The 15,750-nt window shown below is 36.2% G+C and carries 15 protein-coding genes; 8 read left to right on the top strand and 7 right to left on the bottom strand.

Going from position 1 to position 15,750, the window contains the following annotated elements:
- Positions 1–145 precede the first annotated feature (145 nt).
- From P0077_RS20240 to P0077_RS20225, 4 genes are all read left to right on the top strand, one after another.
- Positions 146–1,204 (top strand): succinylglutamate desuccinylase/aspartoacylase family protein, encoded by a 1,059-nt coding sequence (locus P0077_RS20240; RefSeq protein WP_276167010.1) that lies wholly within the window; start codon positions 146–148, stop codon positions 1,202–1,204.
- A gap of 67 nt (positions 1,205–1,271) precedes the next feature.
- Positions 1,272–2,132 carry an AraC family transcriptional regulator gene (locus P0077_RS20235; protein WP_276167009.1) on the top strand — a complete coding sequence of 287 codons (861 nt, stop codon included), beginning with the start codon at positions 1,272–1,274 and terminating at the stop codon, positions 2,130–2,132.
- Positions 2,133–2,225: 93 nt separating this feature from the next.
- Positions 2,226–2,423 (top strand): hypothetical protein, encoded by a 198-nt coding sequence (locus P0077_RS20230; RefSeq protein ID WP_194527568.1) that lies wholly within the window; start codon positions 2,226–2,228, stop codon positions 2,421–2,423.
- A 20-nt stretch (positions 2,424–2,443) separates the two neighbouring features.
- Positions 2,444–3,304, top strand: a complete 861-nt coding sequence (locus P0077_RS20225) for an SDR family oxidoreductase (protein ID WP_276167008.1) — start codon at positions 2,444–2,446, stop codon at positions 3,302–3,304.
- Between the two features lie 12 nt (positions 3,305–3,316).
- Here the strand turns inward: P0077_RS20225 and P0077_RS20220 are convergent, their stop codons facing one another.
- The 5 genes from P0077_RS20220 to P0077_RS20200 form a co-directional block, all read right to left on the bottom strand.
- A complete protein-coding gene (locus P0077_RS20220; RefSeq protein ID WP_276167007.1) occupies positions 3,317–4,411 on the bottom strand; it encodes an aldose epimerase family protein in 1,095 nt (364 codons plus the stop codon).
- Positions 4,412–4,547: 136 nt separating this feature from the next.
- Positions 4,548–5,537, bottom strand: coding sequence for a type I glyceraldehyde-3-phosphate dehydrogenase (gene gap / locus P0077_RS20215; protein WP_276167006.1), 990 nt, complete (start codon positions 5,535–5,537; stop codon positions 4,548–4,550).
- A gap of 268 nt (positions 5,538–5,805) precedes the next feature.
- Positions 5,806–6,219 carry a DUF1348 family protein gene (locus P0077_RS20210; RefSeq protein WP_276167005.1) on the bottom strand — a complete coding sequence of 138 codons (414 nt, stop codon included), beginning with the start codon at positions 6,217–6,219 and terminating at the stop codon, positions 5,806–5,808.
- A 75-nt stretch (positions 6,220–6,294) separates the two neighbouring features.
- On the bottom strand, positions 6,295–6,726 hold the full coding sequence (locus P0077_RS20205; protein WP_276167004.1) for a DUF1348 family protein: 432 nt from the start codon (positions 6,724–6,726) through the stop codon (positions 6,295–6,297).
- Positions 6,727–6,780: 54 nt separating this feature from the next.
- A complete protein-coding gene (locus tag P0077_RS20200; RefSeq protein ID WP_276167003.1) occupies positions 6,781–7,341 on the bottom strand; it encodes a TetR/AcrR family transcriptional regulator in 561 nt (186 codons plus the stop codon).
- 358 nt (positions 7,342–7,699) lie between these two features.
- On the opposite strand from P0077_RS20200, the gene P0077_RS20195 reads away from it, so the two are divergent.
- From P0077_RS20195 to P0077_RS20185, 3 genes are all read left to right on the top strand, one after another.
- Positions 7,700–8,962: a cell envelope biogenesis protein OmpA gene (locus tag P0077_RS20195; RefSeq protein WP_276167002.1), complete on the top strand. Its 1,263-nt coding sequence runs from the start codon at positions 7,700–7,702 to the stop codon at positions 8,960–8,962.
- A gap of 174 nt (positions 8,963–9,136) precedes the next feature.
- Positions 9,137–11,002 carry a PorP/SprF family type IX secretion system membrane protein gene (locus P0077_RS20190; RefSeq protein ID WP_276167001.1) on the top strand — a complete coding sequence of 622 codons (1,866 nt, stop codon included), beginning with the start codon at positions 9,137–9,139 and terminating at the stop codon, positions 11,000–11,002.
- A gap of 724 nt (positions 11,003–11,726) precedes the next feature.
- Complete coding sequence (locus P0077_RS20185) at positions 11,727–12,368, top strand: response regulator transcription factor (RefSeq protein ID WP_276167000.1); 642 nt, start codon at positions 11,727–11,729, stop codon at positions 12,366–12,368.
- A 115-nt stretch (positions 12,369–12,483) separates the two neighbouring features.
- On the opposite strand, the gene lpxD is transcribed toward P0077_RS20185, so the two are convergent.
- Positions 12,484–13,476: a UDP-3-O-(3-hydroxymyristoyl)glucosamine N-acyltransferase gene (gene lpxD / locus P0077_RS20180; RefSeq protein WP_276166999.1), complete on the bottom strand. Its 993-nt coding sequence runs from the start codon at positions 13,474–13,476 to the stop codon at positions 12,484–12,486.
- A gap of 300 nt (positions 13,477–13,776) precedes the next feature.
- Positions 13,777–14,733 (bottom strand): 23S rRNA (adenine(1618)-N(6))-methyltransferase RlmF, encoded by a 957-nt coding sequence (gene rlmF, locus P0077_RS20175; protein WP_276166998.1) that lies wholly within the window; start codon positions 14,731–14,733, stop codon positions 13,777–13,779.
- A gap of 346 nt (positions 14,734–15,079) precedes the next feature.
- Here rlmF and P0077_RS20170 point away from each other — a divergent pair, with 346 nt between their 5' ends.
- Complete coding sequence (locus tag P0077_RS20170; RefSeq protein ID WP_276166997.1) at positions 15,080–15,712, top strand: nitroreductase family protein; 633 nt, start codon at positions 15,080–15,082, stop codon at positions 15,710–15,712.
- Positions 15,713–15,750: the final 38 nt, after the last annotated feature.

Raw genomic sequence — 15,750 nt, 5'->3', positions numbered from 1 at the left:
CTTTTAATGGCTCGTGGGCTTGCCCCAAGGTAGTTTACGTAAAAGTTGGTATGGTGCTTTGGTAATATTTCCAACCAAACCCCTATATTTAAAGCTTCTTAATTCCCCAAATCACGAGGTAGGATAATCGTGAAAAAATGAGCGTATGGTACAACAGAAGACTTTTAAAAGAATACTTACCGGATTACTGTTTTTGTCAATGGCTGTTTCTTTGGCACAAGATGGTTTTAAACAAGCTTTTAATAACAAAGCGAGGGCAACGACCACAAACGTTCGCATAGATGTCACTGATGATTTGGGCAACGAAGGGTACTTGCCCGTTTCAATTGTAAAAGGAAAAACAGATGGTTCCGTTTTTACCATAGTTGCAGGCGTTCATGGGTTTGAGTATCCACCCATTATAGCCACACAAGAGTTAATGCAAGAAATTGATGTGGATAAACTGGCTGGCACACTTATTTTTATTCCCATAGCCAATAGGGCTTCTTTCTATACGCGAACGCCCTTTATGAATCCGCAGGATAAAACAAATTTAAACGGAGCTTTTCCAGGAGATGCTTCGGGTTCTATAACTCAAAGAATGGCATATAGTATTACGGAGAAAATTATTCCTGTAAGTGATATTTTTTTGGATATCCATGGTGGAGATGCATGTGAAGACCTAATTCCATTTATTTGTTATTACAATAATGAACAGAAACCGGAACAAACCAGAAAAGCAAAAAAACTTTCTGAAAATAGTGGTTTTGAATACGTGGTTTCTTATCCCTATACATTAAAAGATGAAGATCCTGCCAAATATGTGTTTAAGCAAGCCGTACAAGACGGTAAAACCGCGTTGAGTATTGAAGCTGGTAAACTAGGGAATGTTCAAGAAGAATCGGTTCAATTGATTAAGACCGGAGTTTATAATATGCTCGCTCAAATGAACATGTACGACGGGCCAAAAACTACTCCCAAACCAGATTTAATTAAATTGAATTACCAAACCTACATCAGGTCAAATGAAAAGGGCATCTTTTATAGTCCTCTAAAAGCGGGCGATTCCGTAAAAAAAGGAGATATTGTTGGCCGTACCACTGATGAATTTGGGAAGACCATTACCGAGTACAAGGCAACCAGTTCCGGTGTTATTCTATATAAACTAGCTACACCTCCAATAAATAAAGGAGATACGGTAATGTGTATAAGTGAGCATCGCTAACAAACCAGTATATTTTATTATTGGTTAACTTTAAGAGCCTATTTAAAAATCAGAAAAGAAAACTTCATTGGAGAACATTCCTAATATAGCGTTTGAAGGGCAAGAAAACACCAAGGAGTTTGAAGTGCTAAGCATATCGGACCTATCTGCAAAAATAGTAGAAGGTTTAGATCATAACCCTAACAAACCGCATCGTATTACTTTCTTCGCCTTACTTATGGTTACTGAGGGTAGTGGCTTTCATAGGGTTGACCTTAAAGAATATCCTATTAAAAAGGGGAGCGTTTTAAAAATTGCAAAAGGACAGGTGCATTCCTTTCAGGAGGATATGGATTATAAGGGTTTCCTTGTCATCTTCACGGAAGATTTTGTGCTAAAATATTTTTCCAAATATTCAGTTGAGTTTATCTCCCATTTATACAATTATCATCTTTCTGACCCACTGGTAGAGAACACTAATTGTGAGCCGTTTATTGAGCAGATTATTGAAGAAATGAATCTTGAGCCCAGCTATGCCCAGCAAAACATTTTGGCAAAAATTCTTGAGCTTTACTTGTTAAGATTAGAGCGTGAGGCCAATTCAAAAATTAAGTCAACCCAACATAGTGATTACTACCCTTTATTTCTTCAGTTTAACAATCTGGTAGAATCTAATTTTAGGACCACAAGAAACGTAAAGGATTATGCCCAAAAGCTAATGATAAGTACAAAGCATTTAAGCAAGGTGGTTAACGTCTTTACTCTTAATACAGCCAAACATTTTATTGACCAGTATGTGGTATTAGAGATAAAGAGAGCACTATTGAGCACTGATAAAAGTCTAAAAGAAATTAGCTACGACATTGGTTTTGATGAGGTTACAAATTTCACTAAGTTCTTTAAGAAACATACAGACCTTACTCCAAAGGAATTTAAATCTAGTTTTTAATTTAATAGGTTCGCAGATTTACCATTCTTGGTAGTTGATTAACCTTTACCAATGCTTTGTATTCATAGAACTTTGTATTCTAAAATTAGAATTATGAGTCAAATAGCAATTTGCCCAACATGTGGTAGTAAATCAAAAATAAAGGAGAAAGACGGTGTGGTTACCTATCAGGCGGTTCAAGACGAAGAAGCTTTTAAGAAAATTGGCCAAATGAAAAAGGCTATGGAGAAATTTAAAGAAAAAGCAGATAACCTAGAGAAAGAACTAGAAGCGCTTAAAGCAAAAATGTAATCCAACAAATAAAAGAAATCATGAAAATAGCAGTTACTTCAGCCAGTGGTCAGTTAGGTGCATCTATTGTAGGGCATCTTATAAATATAGTAGGGAAAGACAATGTAGTGGGTATTGCCCGCACAACGGAGAAAGCCAGTAATCTAGGAGTTGAGATAAGAAAGGGAGATTATAACAGTCGCCCGGACTTTGATGCTGCTCTAAAGAATATAGATGTTGTTCTTTTGGTTTCTGGAATGGATGTACCGGAGAAAAGAATACAGCAGCATAGAAATGTCATTGAAGCTGCAAAGCAAAACGGTGTTCAGAAAATTGTTTATACCAGTATTATTGGTGATGAAAAGCAAACGGCCTTTAGCCCTGTGGTGAAAAGTAACCGTCAGACAGAGCAAGATATTATTGAATCTGGACTGGAGTGGGCCATTGGTAGAAACGGGATTTACATTGAACCCGATTTGGAATATATAGACCATTATGCAAAGGATGGAGAAATTAAAAATTGTGCAGGCAATGGCAAATGTGGGTATACCAGCCGAGGAGAGTTGGGGTATGCATATGCGCAAATGCTTTCGGAGAATGATCATAACGGGCATATCTATAACCTGATGGGTGAAGCTATTACTCAGTCAAAGCTTGCCGAGCTTATCAATGAGGTGTATGGTCTTGACCTACAATACAATTCTCTTTCCGTTGAAGACTATGCCGAAGAAAGAAAAGCGGAATTAGGTGAGTTTATGGGAACAATTATAGCTGGTATTTATGAAGGAATCCGCAATGGTTCTAACGATATTGAATCCAATTATGAACTGGCGGCAGGTAGACCTCACAAAGACCATCTTGAAGTTATAGAAGCGTTCAAAAGAGACAATCAGACTTCGTAAGATGGATACTTTTTATTGTAGCGTACCAAAATCATAGATAACAGCTTCAGAATACTTTTCACCCGGTTTTAGTACCGTGGAAGGAAAATTGTGATGGTTCATGGCATCTGGATGGTGGTGTGTTTCCAAACAAATGGCAGCATGTGGTTTATAGGCAATATTATATTTCCCTGTGATATTGTCCAAACCATTGCTGGCATAAACTGTTATTCCCGGTTGTGTGGTAAATACTTCTAATTTTCTTCCGGAGGTGGGTTCAATAAGCTCTGCAGCCTTTTTCATTTCACCATCCTTTTTATTCAAAATATAAAAATGATGATATCCGTTCAAGGGAATGTCGTGTACTTTATCTCCAATTCGTGTCATAGTCGAAAGGTCCCAAGCCGTATCTTTTAAGAGGGGCATTTTTCCAGTGGGGGTGATGTCTTCACCAAATTCTGTGTAGGTGTCCGCATCAACCATTAGTTCATGGTTATATATCAACTCTTTTGCCCCGTTCAGGTTGAAGTAGCTATGGTTGGTCATATTCACGTGGGTATCTTTATCGGTAGTAGCTTCAAAAGTTACATGAATTGCATTATTGTCATTTAACAGATACGTAGCGTAAACATCAAGATTTCCTGGGAAACCATGGGAACCCTCTGGTGAGAGGTAATGAAACTGAATTCCTTGTCCGTTTTCTGAAGTTATGGTTTTAGCATTCCAAATGGCATCTCTAAACTCGTTTCCACCATGTATGGCAGTTCCATCTGCATTTGCAGTGAGTTTGTAAACGGAATCATTTAGTATGAATTGTGCATTTTTTATGCGATTGGCGTACCTGCCTACGGTTGTTCCAAAACTTGGGTGTCCGTTTAGGTAATCTTCTAAATTGTCAAAGCCAAGAACAACGTCGTCTAGATTACCATTTTTATCGGGTACAAAAAGGGAAGTTATAATGCAGCCCAAATTGGTTATCTGCATTTTCATGCCATTGGTGTTGGTTATAGTGTAAAGCGAAATTTCTTTGTTATTAACTTTCCCCCAATGTTCTTTTGTAATGGTTTGAGCGCTTCCGGTATAAGTCATTAATATAAAAATTACGCTCCTAACAAGTATCCTCTTCAAAATTTGAAATTTAGAAATCGCATCAAATTACAAAAAAGTAAAAGGGCTATAAAGTAAAAACAGGTCAAACTATAAAAGCTAGACCTGTTTTAATCTATATAAGTAAATAGAAAAGGGAATCTTACGAAAGACCGATTTATAAACTTAGTATCTGACGGATCATTTGATTGGTGAACCCCCATTCATTATCATACCAGGCCAATACTTTAAGTAAATCGCCATCTACAACTTTCGTTAAAGATAGGTCGGCAATAGACCCGTAAGGGCTTTTTATAATATCGCTGGAAACTAGCGGTGCGTATGTGGTCTGTAACACTTTTTTATAACGGTCCGTCTGGGCTTCTTCTTCTAAAATTTTATTCACTTCTTCCGCAGTAACCGTTTTTTCGGTTACGATGGTGATATCGGAAACAGAACCAACAGCCACTGGAACACGAACTGCCATTCCATCAAATTTACCGGCATATTCCGGTAATGCTTTTGTAGTTGCTTTAGCGGCACCGGTTGTAGTAGGAATCAAATTGTTGATACCTGAACGCCCCATTCTAAAACTACCTTTGTTAGGTGAATCTACCATAGCGTTAGAGCTTGTATCGGCATGAATAGTGGTCATTATCGCTTTTTTGATTCCGATGCGTCTACCGATGATCTCTATAACCGGACTAATATTATTTGTGGTACAACTTGCACATGAGAAAATGCTGGTTTTACCATCTTCAGAATTTACACCATGAACAACAGTGGGTACTTCGGGACTTTTAGAAGGGCCCGATAAAACTACAGTTTTGGCCCCTGCTTGAATATGTCTATCAGCATCATTGTACTGGGTGAAAATACCGGTACTTTCTATAACTACATCAATTTCTAATTCTTTCCAAGGAAGGTCTTCAGGGTTTCTTTCGTTATAAAAGCGAATGTCTTTTCCGTCTACAATAAGTTTACCCTCTTCAAAATCTACAGATTTCTCAAATTTACCATGAACACTGTCGTACTCTAATAAATAAGCTATATTTTCTATAGTAGCGATATCATTGACAGCTACAACTTCTAGTTCAGGAGTTTCAAGGATGACTTTTAATGCTGTTCGGCCAATTCGGCCCATTCCGTTAATTGCGATTTTCTTCATAGTGTAATGTCTATAAATATTTGTTTTTAGGTTTCGTAAAAAAAAATAGAAAACAAATCCTTTTTTACGTTTTCTTAGTCGTACTTAGAGACCTAAACCGACTTGAATGGCGTTAAAATGGTGTTAATCCCTAGGTGGATAACTACGCCATAAAGCAAACCGTAGAGGTAATAAGCTTAACTGCCCGAGTATAGCGGTTAAGAATAATAATAAAGAGTTCAATTAAATTTTTAGTGCGCTTTATACCTATAATGAGGTAATTATATTTTTAGCATAATTCTCTTTTACTCTTACATATAGGAGTGACTACAATTCTAACAAATAATTTCTCTATAAGACCATCATCGGAAAATTCCCAAGTCTCGTTTCCGTAGGCTCGGTGCCATTGCCCGTCAATTGTGTGGTATTCATATTCAAATCTAACGGCAATACTATGGTCCGTATGCGCCCAATATTCCAGTTTAAGCTTACGTTCCAGTTCTTTCTCCCCTTTACTTTTTAAAAAGGTTTGAACGCTGGGCCCTCCACAGATAAATTTAGGACCGTTGTACCATTCACTGTTTGAAGCAAAAAAATTGTAAACCTTGGTAAAGTCTTTACTATTCCAAGCATTTTCTATACGCTGAATCATCTGTTTTGCTGTTTTGAGCGTAAATACGGTTGATGACAATTTTCTTTTCATGGTACAAGAATTGCTTAACCACAGTTCTAACAATAAAAGTTTGGGTGATGTAATATGGTTTAGCTTACCGGGGCGTTAGGAAAAAGATACGTGTTCTAGGTGTAACTGTCTTTCTTCCTCTTCTATAGGAAAGTCGTTAACCCTAATAAAACGGTTGTGTATAAGCCCAGTTTTATCAAATTCCCAAATTTCATTTCCGAACGCACGATACCATAATTGGTCTTCATCTCTAAATTCATAGGCTAACTGCACTGCAATGCTCATATCTGTATGAGCCCAATATTCTAGTTTAAGCAAAAAGCAATCTTCATTTTTCCATTTATCCTTTAAATAAACTTCGATAGCCTCGTGACCTTTTATTAAAAGCGGTCCTTTATGCCATTTGCTGTGTATTGAAAAATGGGACAAAACATTTGTAGGACATTTAGTATTCCAAGCGTCTTCTGCTTGTTTAATCTTTTGTTTAGCCGTTTCCATGGAAAAGGGGTGGAATGGTGTCGGTTTCATAGTTTGTTAGTTAGTTTGACGAACAGACCAGTCTGTTTGGTTGTTTAAAAAAAATTACACGTTTAAAATTTTTCTACATGCTCTCTTTCCTACAGTTATTGGTGTAGCACTCTTTTGAATTTGTGATAATATTAAGGCTCCTTCTAACAGTACGAATATTTCAGCACTTAGCTCTTTTGATTTCTTATCGCCTATAGCATTCTTTTTAAGTTCATTATATATATATAAATGAAAATCATTTATATGTATTCGTACGGCTTCTGCGATAGAATCTTGTCCCTTAGGCAAGTCCGTAATAATATTTTGAAATCCGCAGCCTCTAAACTCAAACTTTTCTATATAATATTTGAGACAGTCGAATACTGCGAGCACTTTATCATTCCCATCCTTTTCATTGACCACAAATTCCTCTAAGGCCTGCATAAATAACCAATGTCTCTTCTCTATGTAAGCAACGGCAATAGCTTCTTTGGACCTAAAATGCCGATACATGCTATCTTTTGAAACATGAGCAACTTCTAATATTTTATTAATCCCCGTTTGGTTATACCCGTCCATATAAAACAGTTCGGATGCCGCAGAGATTATTCGATCCTTTACACTTTCTTTTGCCATAGTAAGATAAAGGTAACGCTATACTCTAAATGCTATCTATCTATTCATGTACGAATATACAACAAAATATGCTATGATACACTATGCTATTAAATAAATTTCTTACTTTTTTGCAAAAACCGTTTGATTACTAGGTTTTTATTAATCAATGAAATATTTAAAACAGGTAAGAATTACTAGTAAAGAAAAAGTAGTTTCATCGGTTTTTTTGGCGTCTGAACCTATAAAAATGCATTTCACCGATGATTTTAACATAAAAAAACAGGATTTAGGTAAAAACCTATGAATTATTGCTAAGTGTAGATGTAAGAGTTTTTCTGAACTTTGTCGAAGATATTAACCCCTAATCGAATTTATTATGAAAAATGCGCTAACCTACAATGTGCTTTTTGCCTGCGTTTTTTCGTGTTGTTGCAGTTCAATGACTGCTCAATATTCGGGTAATGACCGTGTTACGGAAATTTACCAAGCAACGAATAAACGAATGGAAAACTACCAGTACCTTAAAAAGCAAGGGTACAAAGACAGAGAAATTTTTGAAGACTTAGGTAATGCCAACTTCTTGAACAAAAACTATGATACCGCCTTGTTTTGGTATGATAAGTTAAAAGAAGTTAATAAGTCTGCAGGCTTGAGCAATAATTATCAGAAGCGTTATGACTACGCTATGGCCAAAAATCAAAATATGGGATCAGCTACCAGGTCCGATAGTAATGATTGGGTCGCTCAAATTGAGTCTGATTATAAAGTGAAGAAACAAAATTCAAAAAATATTTTAGATCAGCCTTTAACGGAGAGGTATAGAGAGTTGGATTTTCAAAGAAAAGATGGTCAGTTTATTGTAGATGACCAAACAATCGTCCAAAATGAGCTTAGAGCTTTATTGGGTGAAGAAAATGAAGATCACAACGGTTATAAAATGCCAGTAGCGGTAACACCGGATGGGAAAACAGCCTATTTTAGTAAAGTAGTAGAAGTTAAACCTTTATACGGTGTTTTTTCTAAGAGTGAAGAAATACATAAAATCTTTAAAGCCGAAAAGGTAAGAGGTGAGTGGAAGAATGTAAAAGAAGTAGCGGTTGCACCTAAGCATGCGTCTGCAATGCACCCTTCAATTTCTTCTGATGGAAAACGTCTGTTTTTCGCCTCTAATATGCCGGGTACTTTTGGAGAGTATGATATATATGTATCTGCCATTGGAAAAGACGGAAGCATGGGTGTCTCTAAAAACCTGGGTCAAAAGGTAAACACCAAGAAAGATGATATGTACCCTAATGTGGTAGGAACAAATACTTTGTTCTTTGCTTCAGAAGGTAGAAAAGGTCAAGGAGGCTTAGATGTTTATATGACTCAAGTAGGTCAGAAACACGTAGACCTGGCAGTTAATCTTGGCAGTCCGATCAATAGTGGAGAAGATGATTTTGCTATCTCATTCACTTCAAACAATGGCAAAGGTTATGTAATGTCTAACCGTGGAAACAACAAAACTAAAATCCAAAAGGTTGCTTTCACTTATGCCAACAAACGAGCAAAAGAAGACGAAAGCCAATATAGAGCGCTAGAAGCTTTTAATGCTAATTCAGAAGCAAGATACACATCTAATTCATTTGAAGAAGATTAATAAAATGGGGGATAAGCTAATACCGGCGATTACCGTCGCCGGTTTATATCCCACTTTTAGGTAATCTAAATGTTCTAAGAAAACCGGACATCTACCACAAGAGTTCCAAGCTTCTAATTCAATAGAACACACCTTATTACCAACAGTTTTCAATAATCCCATAATATCACTACCATGAGCTACATAAAAAATAATATCAACACAATTTTCCTGCTCCTTTTGTTATGTACCATCTTTGGTACGCAGTCTAACTACGGACAAGAAGCAGCAGCAGTAACCGAGATAAACTCAAAGAGCACCTATCACAATCAATTGTTCTTTAACAGATTTTTGATCAACCCTACCTTTTCGTTGGTTAGAGAGAACAAATCATACATTAACATTCTTCACAGAAACCAGTATGCTACGTTTGAAGATAACAACCAAAACTACTTCTTGGGCTTCAGCAATAAGCTTAACGATAAATCTGCACTAGGTATCAGTGTTTATAGCCAATGGTCCGGCGTTGTACAAGAATTTGGTTTTAATGCCAATTACGCAACGGCTGTACAATTAGGAGACGAAAGTAAACTAACCTTTGGTACGAACATTACTTATTATACAGAAGGGCTAGACCAAAATAGAATAGTGGTAGCTGAAACGGATACCAAGATTTCGGATGCCAAAAAAGAAAGTAAAGTTGCGGTTCAGCCAGGAGTAACCTTGTCTTTAGGCGGGTTTGATTTTGGACTTTACGCTACCGAGCTTTTTAAATATAACCAAACAACCAATGAATTTTTAACGAACCTAAGTACAAAGAGCGTAAAAGCCTCAGTACAGTATACACACCAGTTTTTGACTAACAGAGGTATTTTTGCCAATGCACGTTTAATGCCAATGGTACAAGTTGGTAAGAACAAAGAGGGTGGATTAGGTTACGTAGGATCAGTATTATTGGACTTGCCTAATTTAGGGTGGTTTCAGACAAATTTTGACGATGATTATGGTCTTTCTTTAGGACTTGGTTTTAATTTAAGCAAGCGTATGTCCTTAGGATATTTGTTAGAAAAGGATTTAATGACGGATGATGCTGATCTAGGATGGAACCATGAAGTGTCTTTAGCCTATACTTTTGATAACCATGGCTCTAGTATGGATGCGTATGCAGATAGTTCGGAAGATGCCAAAGTAGATCGTATTGTAAGAAATTATGAGGAGCAAATTTTAAGACTGACGGCAGAGAACAAAAAGAACATGGAAAGAAGCAATGCTCCTATTGCGAACAGAGGCTTTGCCAACTCAATTTCTACGGAAATAGAAGAAGATATGAATGGTATGGCTTATGAAAATAGGTTGATTTTAGATGAGATGATCATAAGACAGGATTCTATAGATGCCGCCAGAGATGCTGCTTTTGAAGCACGTTTAAAGTCTCTAGTAGATGTTCTTAAAAAGGAAATCAAAGAGAACTTAAATCCTGAAGTTGAGGAAGAGGAAGTTGTTCCTGTACCACCTGAGTATACAGCTTTGGCCTCTAATATTACAGTTAAGGAAACTCCTAAGGTGTTGGATAATGAAGAAAGGTTTAATGATGTACAAGATTTCTTAGCGGTAAACGATACCCAAATGTCCGGACTTTCTAAGCAAGAAACAGTAAAAGAGAAAACAGTAGAAGTTGTTGCGGAAACAGAATCAAAGTCCATTGTTGAAGAAAATACAAATGCAAAGGACATAAAGGATTATGTAAAGCTTCCGATTAAAATATTAAATCAATCAGATATCGTTGGTGTAAAATCCGGTTATTATGTAATTGCCAATGTGTATTCAAACAAAAAATATTTGAATGCCTTTATGGAGACTCTAAAAGAACAAGGTCTTGATGCAAGACAGTTTTATAACAAAGAGAACGGTTTACATTATGTATACTTAGCAGATTATAATTTTAAGGAAGATGCCAAAATGGCCTATGTTTCTAATCTGAACGGAAAATACAACGACGAAAAATGGATTATGCAAGTAGATGATCATTCTGCTGTAGTGAATAATATATATGAAGACTAAAAGATATTAACTTATGGTTAGTGGGACCTGATTTTTTGGTAGAAAATTAGGCTATAAACAGCGGGGGAGGCCCCGCTGTTTTTTTGTTTTTCACCACTATTTTTACAATTTTCACATCCTTTTTAACTAAATTTTTGATTTCAAGGCATCGATAATTGGTATGAAAATGCCGATATAATGCAGCATAGCAGGGACTTTGACTGTCGTTTAACGAAAATGGGCGATACTACAGTGGGGTGGATACAAATAATGCTTAAGTTTGATTATAATCATACCAAAAGTAACCTATTTATTAATCCCCAAATCGCACAAACCATGCAACAGTACCTACAAGATTACCACAAGAAACGCACACTTGATCACTTCATAAAAGTGCAACATCTCTGTCTCTGATAGAGATAAATTTTCAAAGCAATCATTTTAAGTTTTAGTGCCTTACCTACAGCAATAAAATTTAAGGATTCACCCAGCGTATAGCGTTTATATCTGTTTTAGTTTTTAACTAAGGCCTGGCAGAATACTGTCTTAACCATAGGCCTTATTTCCAAGCACTAAAAAAATGGATACTAAAATCTCTTGATTTACCGATCAATGGGAAAGAGCCCTCTTACGTTCAAATTTGAATAAAATGTCGCTTTACCGGGCGATTATCTATTAATAGTAAACCCAAAATTAACCTTGTGTTCTGTTGATTTTCAATAGGACGCCAAAAAATCCCACTACCATGGAATCAAACATTTTAAAAATTATCGTGATCGATAATGATGTAACATCGCATGAATCTTATGAGACTTATTTTAACTCGTATTCGGAGTATTCCTTAAAAGGAATTTATGCTTCGGTAAAAGATGCCCTGGCGGAATATGATGACGTTTCTCCAGACATTATTTTTTCGGAAGTTTCTTTGCCAGAAATAAACGGCATAGAAGGCATTCGTCTTTTTAGAAAGAAAGACCCGAAAGTAAAGATTATCATGCTCAGCGCACAGAACAATTTTGACTTGGTCAAAAAAGCGTTCAAAAATACCGCGAATGGCTACCTATCCAAACCGGTGACTGAACGCGCCCTTTATAATGCACTTGATTCGATCAAGTCAGAAGGCGCAACAATGAGTAATGATATAATAAGTCAGATTATTTCAAAGTTTCAGCGGAAATCAAATGAATTTTTCTCAGAGAGAGAAAACCAGGTAATTGACTATTTGTGCCAAGGAGCTACATATAAGACCATTGCCGAGAAATTATTTGTAACGGCCAGTGCCATTAATTTTCACGTGCAGAATATCTATCTAAAACTAGATGTTAATTCCAAATCGGAAGCATTAAGAAAGTTGCAAGAATTGGAGTATTCCAATGCACTGGTATAAAACAACTAAGAAATAGTTGCTTTTCCCCGGAGGTTCAATAGGAGGGCCTCCAACCTTTAAAGAAAAAGCTTTACATATTGTAAAGCTTTTTTTTGTTTATAAGTTGAAATAATTCTTATTTTTTCACCAGTCTCCTGACCGATGCCCATTCTTTAAGCATGTCTCTGGCTTCTTGTGCAGGGTAACCAAGAACGGTCTTACCGGCCTCCACGTCATTCATAACTCCAGACCCGGCACAAACTGTAGCTCCGGAATGTATGGTGGTATGGTCCTTTATTGAGGCACTACCTCCAATCATGACCCCGTCACCCAAAGTAACAGAACCTGCTAGACCACTGTGGCCTGCCATAATACATGAACGGCCCAAAATACTATTATGGGCTATTTGTACCAAATTATCTATTTTACAGCCATCCCCAAGAATAGTGGAGCTAAACTTGGCTCTGTCTACGCAAGAGTTGGCACCAATTTCTACATAATTGCCAATAACTACATTTCCAATTTGAGGAATTTTAACCAGTTGGCGGCCATCTTCACTGGGGCGATATCCAAACCCATCTGCACCAATACTTACATTAGCATGAAAAATACAATGGTGACCAATAACACAGCGTTCGCGTATCATAGTTCCGGACCAGACCACAGTAGCTTCACCAATAGTGGTTTCATCAAAAATACAGACATTAGGATAGAGTATTACTCCTTTACCTAATTCAACATTTTTGCCCACATAACAATTGGCACCAATTTTACAGCCTTCTCCAATTTTTGCAGTTTCGTGAACAACGGCAGTAGGGTGAATATCAACATCAAAGACGGGTGTAGACGGCTTAAAAAGTGAAAGAATTTCGGCCATGGCCAAATCCACATTTTTTACCCGTATAAAAGCACGGTTATCACCAGGCTCTATTGTATTTTTAGGACATATAAGAGCAGCGCAGGCTTTTGAATCCGACCAAAGTTTTGAGTATTTAGGACTTCCAATGAAAGAAATCTGATTGTCATTTGCCTTTTTTAATTCTTCGGGCCCTTTAATTATTTGACTGGTGTTACCTATTAATTCACCTTTTAAGATGTTATTAATTTCACTTACGGAGAAAGATATCATTGATTTTTTTTGTGGGTTGGTTATGTATTAAACAGAAAACTGAAATCAATATTGCTTCTACATAATAGGATTCCTTAATTATTCATAGTGAGATACTTATGTAATGTAGCTCTTTGCTTGATGAAAATGAGTTGTAATAGTCGTGAATTAAAGGGATGGTAAAAATCCTGTTTCATAAATAAAACAGTTTGCGGTGCATTATTTAATATAATACATTGGTAATGTAGTTAAAATATCATGAATTTATTCAAAAAAGAATTAAATAGTTGAAAATATTAAAAAGTAATATTAGTCCTGGAATTAATATCTGGCGGCAATCCATTCTTTTTGTTCTTCTTTGGAAAAGAAGGACCAAGCTACTATACGGCTAGACTTATTGCCCGTACCCATAGGAATTGTTTTGGTTTGAGTGGCCTCAACTTTATCTAATAATTTGTAAATCTTTTTAAGATTGGATTCTTTTGAAACTAAGGTTGAAAATATATAACAGTTTTTGGCAAACTTTCTACTTTCCCAAATCATATTTTCAATAAACCTAGATTCTCCGCCTTCATAAATAAGCTCATTGGATACTCCAGAAAAGTTGAGTTCAGGTGTTTTTACTTTTTTTCCGGATAAGTTCTTTATTTTTCTTCGGGTTCCTTTTTGTGCCTCCTCCAAAGAAGAATGAAATGGAGGATTACTGATCACAATATCAATTTTTTGCTCATGAGATAATACACCTTTAAAAATATCTCTCGAACTTTTTTGTAATCTACACTCCACTTTACCTTTAAGCGTTGGATTAGAATTGACAATTTGCTTAGCGGATTCAATTGATTTCGGATTAATATCAGAACCAAAAAATTGCCAACCATATTCCGTGACGCCAATAATTGGGTAAATACAACTAGCACCTACACCTACGTCAAAACAAGATACGCTATCACCCGTAGGTATATTTCCGGAATTAGTGCTGCCTAACAAATCGGCTATATGATGAATATAATCTGCTCGCCCCGGTATGGGTGGGCATAGATTTTCTTTAGGGAAATCCCAGTTCTTTATCCCGTAATAATGATTTAGCAATGCTTTATTTAAAAGTCTAACCGCATTAGGGTTAGAGAAATCAATGGATTCAACTCCAAATTTATTAGGTTTTATAAATTCTTTTAATTCAGGATTGGAAACTTTTAGGGCCTCTAAATCATATCGCTCCCGGTTTTTATTTCTAGCATGTAGTCTAGCTTTTTCTTTGGGCTGTTTTTCTGATGACATGATTTACAGTAGTTTTTGTTGATTTATATAGTTAGCAGGATTTGCAAATAAATGGAATTCTTTTGGTTTTATGTTAGCTATAGCTGCTTTATGACCAGATAAATCTACAATTACATAATCTGAAAAATTACGGGTATAATTAAGCTAATTCCACTTTATTTTGTTCAATACTGCAGAATGATATTAAAGTTAAGCAAACTAGGTTTTATAAATACCCTATTTTTGCACAAGGTTGTCAAAGCTATAGCTAGATAAACTGAAAATAGAAATCAGATGGGGAATAATAGTAATATCTGATTTATAAAGCTAATCATCATTTCCAAAAGGGAAATATAAATAAGTGAGTTTGGATTCTATTAAAGATTTAGAATGGCGTTATGCCGTAAAGAAGTTTAATTCGGAAAAAATACTTCCCGAAGAAAAAATTGAACGTTTAAAACAGGCCTTCAATCTCACCGCCACTTCTTACGGTCTGCAGCCAATAACTTTGGCAGTGATTCATAACAAAAAGATACAGAATCAACTTGTTGAACACTCGTATAAACAACAACAAGTAGTTCAGGCTTCCCATGTATTGGTAATTTGTATTCAGAACGAAATTAATGAATCCTATATCAATCGGTATTTTGAACAAGTTAAAAAGGTAAGAGGTACGAGCCAAGATATTTTGGACCCGTTTAAAAATGCTCTCATGGCCGATTTTTCCAAAAAAGAAATACATGAGATTGAGCAATGGTCCAAAAACCAAGCATATTTGGCACTGGGTAATTTGCTCACTATTTGCGCCTTGGAAAAAATAGATTCATGCCCAATGGAAGGTTTTGTTCCTTCATCCTATGATGATATATTGAATTTGAAGGAAAAGGGATTAACCTCTGTTTTGGTACTTCCGGTGGGCTACCGCGCTGATGACGATATGTTTTCAGGATTTAAAAAAGTCCGTAAAAACATAGAAGAAAGCATCATTGAGATAAATTGAAGTTTTTTCACCTAACACCTAACACCTAACACCTAACA

The sequence above is a fragment of the Zobellia alginiliquefaciens genome, assembly GCF_029323795.1.
Taxonomy (GTDB): domain Bacteria; phylum Bacteroidota; class Bacteroidia; order Flavobacteriales; family Flavobacteriaceae; genus Zobellia; species Zobellia alginiliquefaciens.
This window is presented reverse-complemented; position numbering and strand designations above follow the sequence as displayed.

Bases quoted from the DNA above. Each gene is read 5' to 3' on its own strand.
- rlmF (WP_276166998.1), bottom strand. From the start codon at position 14,733: ATGTCATCAGAAAAACAGCCCAAAGAAAAAGCTAGACTACATGCTAGA.
- P0077_RS20185 (WP_276167000.1), top strand. From the start codon at position 11,727: ATGGAATCAAACATTTTAAAAATTATCGTGATCGATAATGATGTAACA.
- gap (WP_276167006.1), bottom strand. From the start codon at position 5,537: ATGAAGAAAATCGCAATTAACGGAATGGGCCGAATTGGCCGAACAGCA.
- P0077_RS20200 (WP_276167003.1), bottom strand. From the start codon at position 7,341: ATGGCAAAAGAAAGTGTAAAGGATCGAATAATCTCTGCGGCATCCGAA.
- P0077_RS20230 (WP_194527568.1), top strand. From the start codon at position 2,226: ATGAGTCAAATAGCAATTTGCCCAACATGTGGTAGTAAATCAAAAATA.
- P0077_RS20225 (WP_276167008.1), top strand. From the start codon at position 2,444: ATGAAAATAGCAGTTACTTCAGCCAGTGGTCAGTTAGGTGCATCTATT.
- lpxD (WP_276166999.1), bottom strand. From the start codon at position 13,476: ATGATATCTTTCTCCGTAAGTGAAATTAATAACATCTTAAAAGGTGAA.
- P0077_RS20210 (WP_276167005.1), bottom strand. From the start codon at position 6,219: ATGAAAAGAAAATTGTCATCAACCGTATTTACGCTCAAAACAGCAAAA.
- P0077_RS20195 (WP_276167002.1), top strand. From the start codon at position 7,700: ATGAAAAATGCGCTAACCTACAATGTGCTTTTTGCCTGCGTTTTTTCG.
- P0077_RS20190 (WP_276167001.1), top strand. From the start codon at position 9,137: ATGAGCTACATAAAAAATAATATCAACACAATTTTCCTGCTCCTTTTG.
- P0077_RS20205 (WP_276167004.1), bottom strand. From the start codon at position 6,726: ATGAAACCGACACCATTCCACCCCTTTTCCATGGAAACGGCTAAACAA.
- P0077_RS20240 (WP_276167010.1), top strand. From the start codon at position 146: ATGGTACAACAGAAGACTTTTAAAAGAATACTTACCGGATTACTGTTT.